Source organism: Streptomyces sp. NPDC001781, from assembly GCF_053596035.1.
On sequence record NZ_JBSFFI010000034.1, the window covers coordinates 25,489 to 39,866 of the forward strand.

Consider the following 14,378-nt stretch of genomic DNA (forward strand, 5'->3'; position numbering starts at 1 on the left):
GTGCCCCGCTTCAGTGTCATCGTCCCCTGCTTCAAGGTGCAGGGCTTCCTGCGCGAGTGCCTGGACTCGGTGCTCGGGCAGTCCTTCGGCGACCTGGAGGTGATCGCCGTGGACGACCGCTCCCCGGACGGCTGCGGCGCGATCCTCGACGAGTACGCCGCCCGCGACCCCCGGATGAAGGTGCTGCACCTGCCGGAGAACGTCGGGCTCGGCCGGGCCCGCAACGCCGGGATGCCGCACGCCACCGGCGACTACCTGCTCTTCCTCGACAGCGACGACACCCTCACGCCGGGCGCCCTCGCCGCCGTCGCCAGCCGCCTCGCGGAGGCCCGGGACCCGGACGTGCTGGTCTTCGACTACGCCCGCACCTACTGGTGGGGCGGCACCCGCCGCAACGTCCTGTCCCATGTCCTCGCCGCCGGGGACGGCACCTTCACGGCGGCCGAGCGGCCGGAGATCCTCGACCTGCTGATGGTGGTGTGGAACAAGGTCTACCGCCGCGACTTCGTCACGCGGCACGGCTTCGCGTTCCCTCCGGGCTACTACGAGGACACCCCCTGGACGTTCCCGGTGATGCTGAGCGCCGGCCGGATCGCCACGCTCGACCGGATCTGCCTGCACTACCGCCAGCGCAGGCAGGGCAACATCCTGTCCACCACCAGCCGCAAGCACTTCGACGTGCACGAGCAGTACGAGCGGGTCTTCGCCTTCGTCGACGCGAACCCGCAGCTGTGGCGGTGGCGGCCGTATCTGCACCGCAAGATGGGCGAGCACTGCCTGGACATCCTGGCCAAGCCGGACCGGCTGCCGCCGGGCGACAAGGCCGAGTTCTTCCGGCGCACGGCGGAGATGTTCCGCACCCACCGGCCGGAGGGCACCCGCGCCGAGGGTGAGATCCGTGTGCTGGAGGGCGGCTACGGCTCGTACCTCCTGCGGCGCCGGGCCGCGCAGGCGGGCCGGGAGGCCGGACGGCGGGCGGCGCGGCTGCGGACGGCGGCCGGAACGCGGGCCCGGCGCGGCTGGTCGGCGGTGCAGTCGCGCCGTCCGCTCGACCCGGACCTGGTGGTGTACTCGGCGTCCTCGCACCAGGGCATGCTCGGCGACCCGGCGGCGGTGTACCGGGCGGCGAAGGTGATCGCGCCCCGGCTGCGCGGGGTGTGGGTGGTGCGGGACGAGGAGACGGCGGCGACCCTTCCCCCGGACACCGATCACGTGCTGCTGGGCTCGCGACGCTATCTGGAGGTCACCGCGCGGGCGGCGTACTTCGTCAACGACGTGAACTGGCCCGGCGCGCTGGCCAAGCGGCCCGGTGCCACGCACATCCAGACCCACCAGGGCACCCCGCTGAAGTACCTGGGCGCCGATCTGCTGGACCGGCCCGGTGCCCGGCTGGGTTTCGACGTGCCCCGGATGCTGCGCCGGGCGGACCGGTGGGACTACGGCCTGGTCGCCAACCGGCACGCGGAGCTGGTGTGGGAGCGGGCCTTCCCCTGCCACTTCACCTCGGTCCGCACCGGCAGCCCGCGCAACGACGTCCTGGTGGGCGCGGGTACCTCCCGGGGCCGGGAGTTCCGCGCGAGGCACGGCATCCCCGAGGACCACACGGTGGTGCTGTACGCGCCGACCCGGCGTGACCACGTCCGGGGCGGCCACGTGGAGCGGATCGATCTGGCGGCGTTCGCGGCGGACCTCGGCGCGGGGCACACGCTGGTGGTGCGGCTGCACCCGTCACTGGCGAACGGCCCGGCGCGCGGGGCGGGGCTGGCGGAGCTGGCCCGGCGCCACGTGGTGGTCGACGCGACGGACGAACCGGACGCGGCGGAGGTGATGCTGGCCTCGGACGCGCTGGTCACGGACTACTCGTCGATCATGTTCGACTACGCCAACCTGGACCGGCCGGTCGTCGTCCACGCCGACGACTGGGACACCTTCCGGGCGAGCCGGGGCGCCTATCTCGACATCACCGCCCGGCCGCCGGGCCATGTGACCTACTCGCAGAAGGAGCTGGCCGGGTTGTTCGGGTCCGGGGCGTGGCGGGACGGGGTTTCGGCGGCGCTGCGGGCCGACTTCCGGGCGCGCTTCTGCGAGTTCGAGGACGGCCGGGCCGCCGAGCGGGTGGTGCGCACCCTGCTGCTCGGCGAGGCGATGCCCGCCGCCGGTGCGGCGCGCATCCCCGGCCCGGCCGTGGGAGCCGATCAGCTCACATGGTCCTCGTGAGAGGCGAGGTCACTCGACGACGAGGGTGACCTCGATGTTGCCGCGGGTGGCGTTGGAGTACGGGCAGACCTGGTGGGCGGTCTCGACCAGCTTGCGGCCGGTCGCCTCGTCCACCGTGTCGGGCAGCTCGACGCGGAGCGTCACCTTGAGACCGAAGCCCTCGCCCTCCTTGCCGATGCCGACCTCGGCGGTGACGGCGGCGTCGGAGACGTCCACCTTGGCCTGGCGGCCGACCAGGCCGAGGGCGCTGCCGAAGCAGGCGGCGTAACCCGCGGCGAAGAGCTGCTCGGGGTTGCTGCCCTGGCCGTCGCCGCCCAGCTCCGCCGGCATGGCCAGCGGCAGGTCGATCCGGCCGTCGGAGGAGACGGCACGGCCCTCGCGGCCGTGGGTGGCGGTGGCGACGGCGGTGTAGAGCGCGTCCATGGGGAGACCGGTCCTCTCGAAGAAGTCGGTGGCGGCGGGCCGGGGAGGACCGCCGCCCTCGCCCTTGAGTAGAGCACACAATTAAGTTGTGCACAACCAAATCGCGGCCGTCCCGCTATCCTGGGTGTCATGAGCGTCTCGCCCACCCCGCCGGCCGGCCCCGCCACCGACGCCGACCCGGACTGGCTCCGCCTGGACCGGCAGATCTGCTTCTCCCTGAACGCCGCCTCCCGCGCCTTCAACGGCGTCTACCGGGTCCTGCTCAGGGACCTCGGGCTCACCTACCCGCAGTACCTGGTGATGCTGGTGCTGTGGGAGCGGGGCGCGCTGCCCGTCAAGCAGCTCGGCGAGCACCTGCGTCTCGACTCCGGCACGCTCTCTCCGCTGCTCAAGCGGCTGGAGGGCGCCGGCCTGGTGCGCCGGGAGCGCGACGCGAGCGACGAGCGCTCGGTGCGGGTGACGCTCACCGGCGAGGGGACGGCGCTGCGCGAACGGGCCCTGGAGGTGCCGCGCCGCATCGCCGCCGCGACCGGCGCCGACCCGGCCGAGATCGGCGAGCTGCGCGACCGCCTCGACCGGCTCACCGGCGCGCTGGACGCCGCGGTACGGGAACTGGAGCAAGACCGGGCAGCGCACTGAGGGCGATGCGCCGGACGTAGAGCCGTACGCTCGCGTCGCCGTCGGCCGACTCCTCGGCGGGCATGAACTCCTGCGCCAGCACGGTCATCTTGGCCCGCTCGGCAGGCCCGCTCGGGCTCCAGCGGCCGGCCAGCAGGTCCCGGTCGGCCACCACCCACACCCGGTCCAGGCCGGACAGCCGCCGTCGCAGTTCGGCCGCGTCCGCCTCCCTGCCGTACAGGGTCCCGGCCTCGGGGCCCGGCTCGTCGAGCGCCACGTCGCGCACGCCCGCGAAAGCGCCCGGGTAGGCCAGGGCGGCGTTGCGGGCCTGGGTGGGCAGGAACAGCACCGGCTGACCGGGCCGCACCTCCCGCGCGGCGACCCGTGCCACGGCGGCGAGGTCGTCCGGACGGCACGCCGGGTCGCGGTCGGCGCTCATCAGCGGGAGCTGGAGGCAGAGCGCCAGGGCGGCCAGCGCGGCCCCGGTCAGGGCCGGCACCGGCGGCCGGGGCACCCGGAGCCGCAGCCGGGCGGCGTGCCGGGCCAGCCGGTCGGCTCCGGCGGCCACCAGCAGGGGGGCGCCGGAGAGGGCGTAGAGGACGTACCGGTCGACGTAGAGCGGGGAGAGCTGCGAGACCAGCATCAGGGCGGCGGGCGGCACCAGGGCGAGCGGCAGTCCGACCCGCGCGCAGGTCAGCCGCCCCGGCCCGCCGGCGAGGCCGGGCAGGCCCAGCAGGGCCAGCACCAGGCAGGTCCAGTACACGCCCTCGCCCGGCCCGAGGAACCAGCGCAGCAGGCTCCCGGCGGTGGCCCAGGTCGGCGGGCGGACCCAGGCCAGCTGGGCGGACTGGGCGTGCGAGACCAGGACCATCGGCAGCAGGGTGAGCACCACGAGCCCGGCCGCGCTCCCCCAGCCCCGCCAGATCCGGGAGCCGGGGCGGGCGAGCGCGAGGGACGCCGCGTGGGCGAGGAGCAGCAGCACGGCGAACTCGTGCAGCCAGCAGGTGACCGCCAGGACCGTGCCGTAGGCCCGCCAGGCGCCGGTCCGCACACCGCGGACGAACAGCAGGGTCGCGCCGGTGGCCGCGGCGGCCACGAGCGCGTACGAGCGGCCCTCCTGGGCGTAGTGGCCGGCCAGCGGCGAGGCGGCGTACAGCAGTCCGGCCCACAGGCCGACGCGCGGTCCGGCGAGGCGGACGCCCAGCTCGCCGACGAGGGCGGCGGTGACGGCCGCCGCGCACACCGAGGGCAGCCGGAGCACCACCTCGTCCGGGTGAACCGCGAGGACGGCGTGCATCAGCAGGTAGTACAGGCCGTGCACCGCGTCGACGCCGTGCAGGAGCCGCCAGATCTGCGGCACCGAGCGGCGGGCGACCTGGAAGGTGACGGCCTCGTCGCGCCATATTCCGCCCCGGTCCACCCCCCACAGCCCGAGCCCGAGCATCACCAGCGCGGGCAGGCACACGGGCGCGCCCCACCGGACGTGCCAGGGCACCCGGACGGTCCGCTCCGCGCCCGCGCCGCCCGGCACGACCGCCGTTCTTCCAGCCGCCCGGGGCGGCTGCGTTTCCACCAGAGGCCCGACGTCCACCACGGCCCGATCTTTTGCGATGTGACAGTCTTTTCCGATCATTGACGGCGTATCGGCAGGGATACACCATCCGCGCGGATTAGGCTCCCACGCGATGAACCGTCTCCGTGTCACCTCCGGTCCGGTCCTCGCCCTCGTCGCCGGCTGGCTCGCCACCCGCGCGCTGATGCTGGGGCTCATCGTCCTCGGCTCGGCGCACGTACTGGGCGGCGGCTCGGTGTCGCGCGAGGTGTGGCGGCTGTACTTCCACTGGTACGGCCTCCTGTCGCACGGCACGTTCCCCACGCACGACACGCTGTGGCAGTACCCGCCGGGCGCGGGGCTGGTGCTGCTGGCGCCGGGACTGCTGCCGGGGCTGTCGTACTTCCGGGCGTTCGTGCTGCTGACGCTGGTGGCGGACGCGGCCGTGGCGGTGGCGCTGGCCGTCGCCGGGCGGCGCACCGGGCGCAGTCTCGCCGGCGCCGCGCTCTGGGTGGGCGGGCTTCCGCTGCTGCTGCACATGCCGCTGGCGCGCTACGACGTCCAGGTCACCGCGCTCGGCGTGGCCGCTCTGCTGGCGCTCGGCCGGTCGCCGCGCACGGCCGGGGTGTTCGGCGCGCTCGGCGCGGTGGTGAAGGTCTGGCCGGCGCTCGTGCTGCTCGGCGTGTCACGCGGACGGGCGACCCGCTCGGCGTGGTCGTGGGCGACGGCGGCCGGCTGCGCCTCCCTCGCGGTCCTCGCGCTGCTGTTCGCCGACCCCTTCGGCTTCCTGCGCGAACAGGGCGGCCGGGGCGTCCAGCTGGAGTCGCTCGGCGGCACCGCGCTCAACCTCGCCCGGCACGCGGGCTGGTCCGGCACGGTCCGCTACCAGTACGGCTCCATGGAGCTGGTCGGGCCCCACGTGCACACGGTCGCCACCGCCTCGCTGGCGCTGACGGGGGCCGCCTTCGTACTGCTGGTGGTGTGGCGGCTGCGGGCCCGGCGCTTCTCCCCGGCGACGCCGTACGACGCGGCGCTCAGCGCGGTGCTGCTGTTCACCGTCACCAGCCGGGTCATCAGCCCCCAGTACCTGATCTGGCTGCTGGGCCTGGCCGCCGTCTGCCTGACCTCCCGGCACACCCGCCAGCGCCCGGTGGCCGTGCTGGTCCTCGTCGCCACCGGGGTGAGCACCCTGGTCTTCCCGATGAACTACGGCGCGGTCATCCACGGCACCTGGCCGGGCTGCCTGCTCATCCTCGCCCGCAACGTGCTGCTGCTGGCCGCCGCCGTGCTGTCCCTCGTCCGGCTGTGGCGGTCCACCCGGCCGCCGGCCGACGTGCCCGCGAGCCGCGCCCTGCCGGAACCTGGCCGGGTCCCGGACCGCGCCCTGACCGGCTCCTGACGGCCCGGCAGCGACCATGGACCCCATGCCCGAAGCCGCGCCCCGGGTCGCCGTCGTGGTCATCGGCTACGACGACGCCGCCCATGTCACCGACGCCGTGCGCTCCGCTCTCGACCAGGGTCCGGCGGTGGGCGAGGTCATCGCGGTGGACGACCGCTCCACCGACGGCAGCGCCGAGATCCTGGACCGGCTCGCGGCCGGCGAGCCCCGGCTGCGGGTGATCCGGCACGCCGTCAACAGCGGCGGCTGCGGCACCCCGCGCAACACCGGCACCGACGCGGTGACCCTGCCGTACGTGATGTTCCTGGACAGCGACGACCTGCTGCCTCCGGGCGCGGTGGACGCGCTGCTGCGGGCGGCGACGGAGACGGGGGCCGAGGTGAGCGCCGGGCTGTGCGTGCGCAGGGAGCTGCCCTCGGGCCGCGAACACCCCTGGCAGGCAGGCCTGTTCGCCGAGGCGGCGCTGATCGGTCATCCCGCCGAACGCCCGCGTCTGGTCCACGACACCCTGTGCGTCAACAAGCTGTACCGCACCGGCTTCCTCCGGGCGAACGGCATCCGCTTCCCCGAGGGCCGCTACCTCTACGAGGACTTCGTCTTCACCGCCCGCGTTCTCGCCGCCGCCCCCCGCGTCGCCCTGGTCCCGGACCTCGTCTACGTCTGGCACGTCCGCCGGGCAGCCGAGCAGCTCTCGCTCTCCCTGGACCGGGAGCACATCGGCAACTGGCACGCCCGCACCCGCGCCTGCGCCGAGGCGTACGGGATCCTGCGGGACGCCGGTGAGACGGAACTGGCGCGGGCGGCGCGAGCGAAGTTCCTCGACCACGAACTGCGCATGTACCTGCGCGAACTGGGCCTGCGGGACCCCGGGTACCAGCACGCCTGGTGGGCGCACACCCGGGCGTACCTCGCCGGGTACGACGCCGCGGACTGGGCGCGCGACCCCGCCGCGCCCGGCACCCTGCTGGGCCGGTTCCTGCTGGAGTCCCCCGAGCCGTCCGACCTGCCCCGGCTGCGCGAACTGGCCGCCCGCCCGGCCCGCCTGCTCCCTCCCTACGCCCGGACCCCCGAGGGCACGCCCGTCTGGTCGCGGACGTGTCCCGGCGTCGACCTGACCCCGCTGCTGGCCTGCCCGACCGAGGCGCTGCCCTGCGCCATGGACGCCGAGCTGGCCCCGCACGCCCGCGGCGCCCGGCTCCGGCTGCGCCTGCACGAGTTGTACGGCCGCCTGGCCGAGGCGGGGCCGCTGGCGGTGACGGCCCGCTGGCACGACCGCGGGACCGGCCGTCCGGTCCGGCACATCACGCTGCCCCTGGTCCCCGCGCCGGACGGCCCCTGGACCGCCGAGGCGGCCGTCGACCTGCACGCGCTGGGCGCGGGGGTCCGGGACCTGTGCCTCACCGTCCACTTCAAGGACGGCGCCCACCGGGACATCACCGCTCACGCCCGCACCGACAGCCCCCACCTGCGCAGACGCGCACTGCCCAGCGCGCGTCACCTGGCCCTGCTCGCCCACCCCTACGCCACCCACTCCGGCGCCCTCGCCCTGCGCCTGGCGACTGGCCCGGCGGGAGCGGTGCGGGTGGCGCGGGGCCGGCTGCAAAGGATGCTGGGCCAGGGGCCCTCGTCCGGATCGGGCCGGACCCCGCGGGCCCGGCGTGATCCGGACGAGATGCCCTAGAGCGCCTTCAGCGCGCCCGCCGTCGCCCTCGCCAGATTCGCCAGGTAGCCCTTGGGCAGCTTCGGGCTGCGGATGATCACCGAGCGCCAGTAGAGCGGGCCGGAGATCAGGTCGAGGGCGAGGTCCAGGTCGCCGTCCGCGCTCACCTCGCCCCGCTCCCGCGCCGCCGCCACGATCCTGGACGCGACCCCGTCCTGCCCGTCCCGCACGGCCTTCTGGAGGGTCTCGGCCATCTCCGGGTTGCGGGCGGCCTCCGCCTGGAGGTCGGGGATGATCTGCGAGGCCACCGGGTGGCGCAGGGCGCGCGACATCACCTCGTACAGCAGCCGGAGGTCGCCCTCCAGGGAGCCGGTGTCCGGCGCGGGCAGGCCAAGGACCGCCATCGCGGAGACCACGTCCAGCACCAGGTTCAGCTTGGAGCGCCAGCGCCGGTACACCGCCGTCTTGCCGACACCGGCCCGGCGCGCGATGCCCTCGATGGACATCCGCGCGTATCCCACGGCGGCCAGTTCCTCGAAGACGGCCGCGCGGATCGCCTCCGTCACGTCCTCCCGGAGCACGGCGGCCCCGGCCGGGGCGCGGCGCGGGCGCGCCGGGGGTTCGTCGGCGTTGGTGGTCATGCCCACCAGCATAGGCGGGACGACGCAACGGTTGCGTTCCGTCCTCGGATGGGCCTACTCTCCCGTTACGACGATACGGTCCCGTCCCGACGTAAGTAAACGTACGGGAAAGCGTGCGGAAACGGCGGGCAACGACCGCAGCGCGCTTCCCCACCACCCGAGTCGAAAGCAGCGGATGTGAGCCAGGTCCTCGACGCACCGCCCCCGATGCAGGTTCCGGCCGACGGTGACCTGGCGGCACTGGCCGCCCGGCACGGCCTGACCGTCAGCGGCGCCCGCCCCTCCGTGCCGGCGTACGTCCGGCAGCTCTGGGACCGGCGGCACTTCATCACCGCGTTCGCCACCGCCAAGCTGACCGCGCAGTACAGCCAGGCGAAGCTCGGCCAGCTCTGGCAGGTGATGACCCCCCTGCTGAACGCGGCGGTCTACTACTTCATCTTCGGCGTGCTGCTGGGCACCAAGCGCGGGGTCGCCGACTTCGTCCCGTTCCTGGTGACGGGCGTGTTCGTGTGGACGTTCACACAGAGCTCGATCATGGCGGGCACCCGGGCCATCTCCGGCAACCTCGGCCTGGTGCGGGCGCTGCACTTCCCGCGCGCCGCGCTGCCGATCTCGTTCTGCCTCCAGCAGCTCCAGCAGCTGCTGTTCTCGATGCTCGCGCTGCTCGGGATCATCCTCTGCGTGGGCGTGCCCGTCTCGGCGTCCTGGCTGCTGGCGCTGCCCGCGCTGGTGCTCCAGTTCGTCTTCAACGCGGGCCTGTCCATGGTGCTGGCCAGGATGGGCGCCAAGACCCCGGACATCGCCCAGCTCATGCCGTTCCTGCTGCGCACCTGGATGTACGTGTCCGGCGTGATGTGGAGCATCGACCAGCACACCGAGGACCAGCCGCGGGTGATGGCGCTGCTGCTGGAGTACAACCCGGCCGCGCTCTACATCGACCTCATGCGGTTCGCGCTGATCGACAGCTTCGGCGCCGACAAGCTGCCCCCGCACGTGTGGGCGGCGGCGGCCGGCTGGGCGGTCGCCGCCGGGATCGGCGGCTTCATCTACTTCTGGAAGGCTGAGGAGACCTACGGCCGTGGCTGAGCAGACCATCTCCCCCGTCCCTGCCCCCGAGGACGCGAGCGCCGAGCGGGTCCCCACCGTCGTCGCCGACCGCGTCGACATCGTCTACCGGGTCAACGGCACCGGCGCGGGCCGGGGCTCGGCCACCGCCGCGCTCAACCGCATCCTGCGCCGGGGCAAGGCCGAGAAAGCGGCCGGGGTGCGCCGGGTGCACGCGGTGAGGAAGGTGTCCTTCGTCGCCCACCGCGGTGAGGCGATCGGCCTGATCGGCTCCAACGGCTCCGGCAAGTCCACCCTGCTCAAGGCGGTGGCCGGCCTGCTCCCGGTGGAGAACGGCCACATCTACACCGACGGCCAGCCCTCGCTGCTGGGCGTCAACGCGGCCCTGATGAGCGACCTGACCGGAGAGCGCAACGTCCACCTCGGCGGCCTCGCCATGGGGATGTCCCGCGAGCAGATCAAGGAGCGCTACCAGGACATCGTCGACTTCTCCGGGATCAACGAGAAGGGCGACTTCATCACCCTGCCGATGCGCACCTACTCCTCGGGCATGGCGGCCCGGCTCCGCTTCTCCATCGCCGCCGCCAAGGACCACGACGTCCTGCTGATCGACGAGGCGCTGGCCACCGGCGACCGCTCCTTCCAGAAGCGCTCCGAGGCGCGCATCCGCGAGCTGCGCAAACACGCCGGCACGGTCTTCCTGGTCAGCCACAACAACAACTCCATCCGCGACACCTGCGAGCGGGTGCTCTGGCTGGAGCGCGGCGAGCTGCGCATGGACGGCGCCACCGAGGACGTGCTGAAGGAGTACGAGGCGTTCACGGGCGACCGCAAGAAGAAGTAGTACGGGGGCTTCCGCTTCACGCGTGGATATCCCTTTCGGTCATGTAATGACAGTATGTTATGAAAGGTGACCGCCGGGACGAAGAGCCGAAGGAGCCCCTCCAGATGCCCCAACTCAGCGTCATCGTCTACGGGCCCAACACACAGGGGCATCTGGCGGGACTGCTCGACTCCCTGGACGCCCATCCGCTCCCGGACACCGAGGTGATCGTCGCGGCCGTCGGCGACTGGGCGCGGGAGACGGCCGAGGGCCACGCACCGGAGACGGTCACCGTGCCGCTGCCCGGGGGCACGCCGGACGCCGAGGCCCGGTCGGCGGGGGCCGCGCGGGCCTCCGGCCGCTGGCTGCACTTCGTGCACGCCAAGGACGGGCTGCCCGCCGGAGCCCCCCGGCTGCTGGCCGAGCGCACCGCCGAGCTGGACGAGCGCACCGACGTCGTCCTGCTGGACCACGTCACCACCACCTGGTGCACCACCGCCGTCCCCTCCCGCGACGGCCGCCTGCTCGCCGGCGCCGGCCGGGCCGCCGTCACCCTGGACGACTCGCCCGACCTGCTCCGTCTCGCCCCGCTGCTCGGCACCCGCGCGGTGCGCGCCGCGTTCTGGCGGGAGCACGAGGTGGAGTTCTCCGGCGGCGACGAGAACTTCGTCGCCCAGGCCGCCCTCCTCCGCGCAGGCCAGGTGGCCTGCCTGGACCAGACGGCCTACGACGACCGCCGGCTGCGCCGCGAGAGCCTGCCCCCGCGCACCCCCGAGGACCGCTACGCCCTGATCGACCGCTACGAGCGCCTGCTCGCCCTCACCGAGGGCCGCCGCCCGGTGCGGGCGGTGCTGTACGGGCTGATGGTGCGCGATCTGGTGCGCGTCTTCGCGCGCGAGGGCATGCCCGAACCGGTGGCCCGCGAGTTCTTCCGCCGCGCCTCGGCCGCCGCCGTCCGCTGGCGCCCCGAGGAGCACCAGCGCCCGGCGGGCCTGGAAGGCGTACGGCACGCGCTGCTGGAGGAGGGCGCGTACACCAGGTACCGGGCGCTGCAGACCGCCAACCGCACCCGGCGCGCGGCCAGGAAGGCGGTCCGCGCCCGCAGACGGCGGCTCGGGGTGCGGCTGCGCGAACAGCAGTACCGCAGGGCGCTCACCCGCCCGCTCGATCCGGACCTGGCCGTGTTCGCGGCCTACTGGGACCGGGGGGTGGCCTGCAACCCGGCCGCCATCGCCGCCAAGCTGGCCGAACTCGCCCCGCACATCCGCCCGGTGTGGGTGGTGACCAAGGAGAACGCGGCCCTCCTCCCCCACGGAACCGACCACGTCGTCCCCGGCACCCGGCGCTACTGGGAGACGCTGGCCACCGCCACGTACCTGGTCAACAACGTCAACTTCCCCAACGCGGTGGTCAAGCGCCCCGGCGCCGTCCATCTGCAGACCCATCACGGCACCCCCCTCAAACGCATGGGCCTGGACCAGCGGGAGCACCCGGCGGCGGCCCAGGGGCTCGACTTCGCGGCGCTGCTGTCCCGGATCGACAAGTGGGACTACAGCGTCAGCGCCAACAGCCATTCCACCCGCATGTGGGAGCGCGCCTACCCGGCCCGCTACACCTCGCTGGACCACGGCTATCCGCGCAACGACGTGTTCTACACCGCCACCGCCGCCGACGTGCGCGCCGCCCGCGAGCGCCTCGGCATCCCGCCCGGCCGCACCGCCGTCCTCTACGCGCCCACCCACCGCGACTACGAGGCCGGGTTCACCCCGCGCCTGGACCTCGCCACCCTCGCCGACCGGCTGGGCGAGGACACCGTGCTGCTGGTGCGCGCCCACTACTTCTACGGCGGCGGCGCGGCCTCCCCGCTGACCGGCCTGCGCCGCACCGGCCGCATCGTCGACGTCTCCACCTACGACCCGGTCGAGGAACTGTGCCTGGCGGCCGACGTGCTGGTCACGGACTACTCGTCGATCATGTTCGACTACGCCAACCTGGACCGCCCGATCGTCGTGCACGCCGACGACTGGGAGACCTACCGCACCACGCGCGGGGTCTACTTCGACCTGATGGCCGAGGCTCCGGGCCGGGTCGCCCGCACCCAGGAGGAGCTGACCGAGATCCTCACCTCGGGCGCCTGGCGCGACGAGACCGCGACGAAGGCCCGCACGGCGTTCCGGCGCCGCTTCTGCGAGTTCGACGACGGCCGGGCGGCGGAACGGGTCGTGCGGCGGGTGTTCCTCGGCGAGCCGGAGGAGGCGCTGCCGCCCGTCGTTCCGCTGGAGGAACGTATCCCCGCCCCGACGCCCGAGGAGCTCCAAGGATGACGACCCCCGACGTCACGGTCACCGTCATCGTCTACAACGACGCGGCCCGGCTGCCCCGCGCGGTCGCCTCCCTGCGCGCGCAGACCCACGAGAACATCGAGATCGTCATCAGCGACGACCACTCCACCGACGACACCCCCGAGGTGGCCCGGCGGCTGGCCGCCGAGGACAGCCGGGTGCGCTACCTGCGCCTGCCGGAGAACAGCGGCGGGTGCAGCGCCCCTCGCAACCGGGCCATCGACATCGCCCGCGCCCCGTACCTGATGTTCCTCGACAGCGACGACGAACTCCCGCCCCGCGCCGTCGCGTCGCTGCTCGCCGCGCACCGGGAGCGCGAGGTCGACTTCACCATGGGCGCGGTGCGCCGGGTCCGGGTGGACAACGGCCGCCGCACCACCTGGATGCCGCACCTGGTCCGCGAGCGCCGCACCCTGGACGGCATCGCGGCCGACCCCCGGCTGCTGTTCGAGCACCTGTCGACCAGCAAGATGTACGCCCGCGCCTTCCTCGACCGCCACCACCTGCGCTTCCCCGAGGGCATCCACTACGAGGACCAGCTCTTCTCGGCCCAGGCGTACGGTCTCGCGCGGGCGTTCACGATCATCCCGGACCCGGTCTACACCTGGTACATCGAGCCGTACGCGGCCGAGGCCAGCGCCTCCATCTCCAACCAGCGGCACAAGATCTCCAACGTCGCCGACCGGGTGCACGTGCAGCGCCTCATCGACGCCTTCCTGGTGGAGAACGGGCAGGCGGGGCTGCGCGAGGACAAGGACTTCAAGTTCCTCAAGCACGACTTCCGGATGTACGCGGGCGACCTGCCCTACCGGGACGACGCCTGGCTGGCGGAGTTCGCCGAGATCATGAACCCGTACCTCGGCACCCTCGCCGAAGGCGCCTACGCCCGGCTGCCCCGCCCCGAGCGGGTGGTGCTGGAGCTGCTGCGCCAGGGCGACCTCGACGGGGTCCGGCTCGCCGCGCGCGGCCTGGGGCACCCGGTGGCGCCCCGCGAGATCACCGCCGGCGCCGACGGCACGCCCTACTGGGGCCACTCGGTGCCCGCGACCGAGCGGGGGCGCCGGGAGCTGGACCTGACCGACCTGGAGCTGGAGACCCGCCCCTTCTCCACCGCCTTCTTCCGGCACGAGATCACCGACCTGCGCCCAGGCCCGGGCACCGCGCTGACCCTGACGGTGCGCACCTACGATCCCGGACTGCGGCTCCCGGTGGGCCCGCAGCGGGCCGGGCTGCTCCTCTCCCCCGGCCGGCGTCGGCTCACGGTGCCCTTCCGGCTGGACCCGGTGCGGCCCGGCGTGTTCGAGGGCCGGGTCCGGCTGGACCCGGCCCGGGCCCGGCTCCCCCTGCAGGGCTTCGAGGGGGTACGGCATCCGCAGGTCAGGCTCCGGCAGCAGGGCCTCGCGCACTCCGGGCTGCTGCTGGCACCGCTCTCCTTCCCCGCTCTGACCGCGCGGGTGGAGTCGGGCGGCGCGGCGCACCGGATCAGGGTCGAGCCGGAGGGCCGCAATCCCGGCCGGCTCCAGATCCGCTGGCAGCCGGTGGGGATCACGGCCCGGGTGCTGCGGCCGGTGGTGCGCCGGATCGACCGGCCGCGGGTGCGCAACGCCCTCCGGCTGGTGACGAGCGCGCTGAAGTGAC

General features: G+C 73.9%; 11 protein-coding genes. 8 read left to right on the forward strand and 3 right to left on the reverse strand.

All coding sequences use genetic code 11. The annotated features are described in order from the left end of the window. The gene (locus ACWCV3_RS25095; protein WP_451228317.1) at positions 1–2,217 is read left to right on the forward strand and encodes a bifunctional glycosyltransferase/CDP-glycerol:glycerophosphate glycerophosphotransferase; all 2,217 of its coding nucleotides are present in this window, start codon (positions 1–3) and stop codon (positions 2,215–2,217) included. 9 nt (positions 2,218–2,226) lie between these two features. Here ACWCV3_RS25095 and ACWCV3_RS25100 read toward each other — a convergent pair whose 3' ends face one another. Continuing rightward, on the reverse strand, positions 2,227–2,640 hold the full coding sequence (locus ACWCV3_RS25100; RefSeq protein WP_161146327.1) for an organic hydroperoxide resistance protein: 414 nt from the start codon (positions 2,638–2,640) through the stop codon (positions 2,227–2,229). 129 nt (positions 2,641–2,769) lie between these two features. On the opposite strand from ACWCV3_RS25100, the gene ACWCV3_RS25105 reads away from it, so the two are divergent. Continuing rightward, entirely contained in the window at positions 2,770–3,279 is a 510-nt protein-coding gene (locus ACWCV3_RS25105; RefSeq protein ID WP_451228320.1) for a MarR family winged helix-turn-helix transcriptional regulator, read from the forward strand. Here the strand turns inward: ACWCV3_RS25105 and ACWCV3_RS25110 are convergent. Beyond that, complete coding sequence (locus ACWCV3_RS25110; protein ID WP_451228323.1) at positions 3,221–4,789, reverse strand: glycosyltransferase family 39 protein; 1,569 nt, start codon at positions 4,787–4,789, stop codon at positions 3,221–3,223. The genes ACWCV3_RS25105 and ACWCV3_RS25110 overlap by 59 nt on opposite strands. Positions 4,790–4,943: 154 nt before the next feature. Here ACWCV3_RS25110 and ACWCV3_RS25115 point away from each other — a divergent pair, with 154 nt between their 5' ends. Both ACWCV3_RS25115 and ACWCV3_RS25120 read left to right on the forward strand, forming a co-directional pair. Further along, on the forward strand, positions 4,944–6,209 hold the full coding sequence (locus tag ACWCV3_RS25115) for a glycosyltransferase 87 family protein (RefSeq protein ID WP_451228326.1): 1,266 nt from the start codon (positions 4,944–4,946) through the stop codon (positions 6,207–6,209). Between the two features lie 16 nt (positions 6,210–6,225). Next, on the forward strand, positions 6,226–7,890 hold the full coding sequence (locus tag ACWCV3_RS25120) for a glycosyltransferase family 2 protein (RefSeq protein ID WP_451228329.1): 1,665 nt from the start codon (positions 6,226–6,228) through the stop codon (positions 7,888–7,890). On the opposite strand, the gene ACWCV3_RS25125 is transcribed toward ACWCV3_RS25120, so the two are convergent. After that, a complete protein-coding gene (locus ACWCV3_RS25125) occupies positions 7,887–8,510 on the reverse strand; it encodes a TetR/AcrR family transcriptional regulator (protein ID WP_451228332.1) in 624 nt (207 codons plus the stop codon). The two genes, ACWCV3_RS25120 and ACWCV3_RS25125, sit on opposite strands and share 4 nt — an antisense overlap. Positions 8,511–8,687: 177 nt before the next feature. On the opposite strand from ACWCV3_RS25125, the gene ACWCV3_RS25130 reads away from it, so the two are divergent. The 4 genes from ACWCV3_RS25130 to ACWCV3_RS25145 all read left to right on the forward strand — a co-directional run bounded on the left by ACWCV3_RS25130 (position 8,688) and on the right by ACWCV3_RS25145 (position 14,377). Next, positions 8,688–9,596 (forward strand): ABC transporter permease, encoded by a 909-nt coding sequence (locus ACWCV3_RS25130; RefSeq protein WP_451228335.1) that lies wholly within the window; start codon positions 8,688–8,690, stop codon positions 9,594–9,596. Then, complete coding sequence (locus tag ACWCV3_RS25135) at positions 9,589–10,419, forward strand: ABC transporter ATP-binding protein (protein ID WP_451228337.1); 831 nt, start codon at positions 9,589–9,591, stop codon at positions 10,417–10,419. Before ACWCV3_RS25130 ends, ACWCV3_RS25135 begins: the two co-directional genes overlap by 8 nt. A 104-nt stretch (positions 10,420–10,523) precedes the next feature. After that, positions 10,524–12,722 (forward strand): CDP-glycerol glycerophosphotransferase family protein, encoded by a 2,199-nt coding sequence (locus tag ACWCV3_RS25140; protein ID WP_451228339.1) that lies wholly within the window; start codon positions 10,524–10,526, stop codon positions 12,720–12,722. Beyond that, the gene (locus ACWCV3_RS25145; protein ID WP_451228341.1) at positions 12,719–14,377 is read left to right on the forward strand and encodes a glycosyltransferase family 2 protein; all 1,659 of its coding nucleotides are present in this window, start codon (positions 12,719–12,721) and stop codon (positions 14,375–14,377) included. The genes ACWCV3_RS25140 and ACWCV3_RS25145 overlap by 4 nt, the downstream gene beginning before the upstream one ends. Position 14,378: the final 1 nt, after the last annotated feature.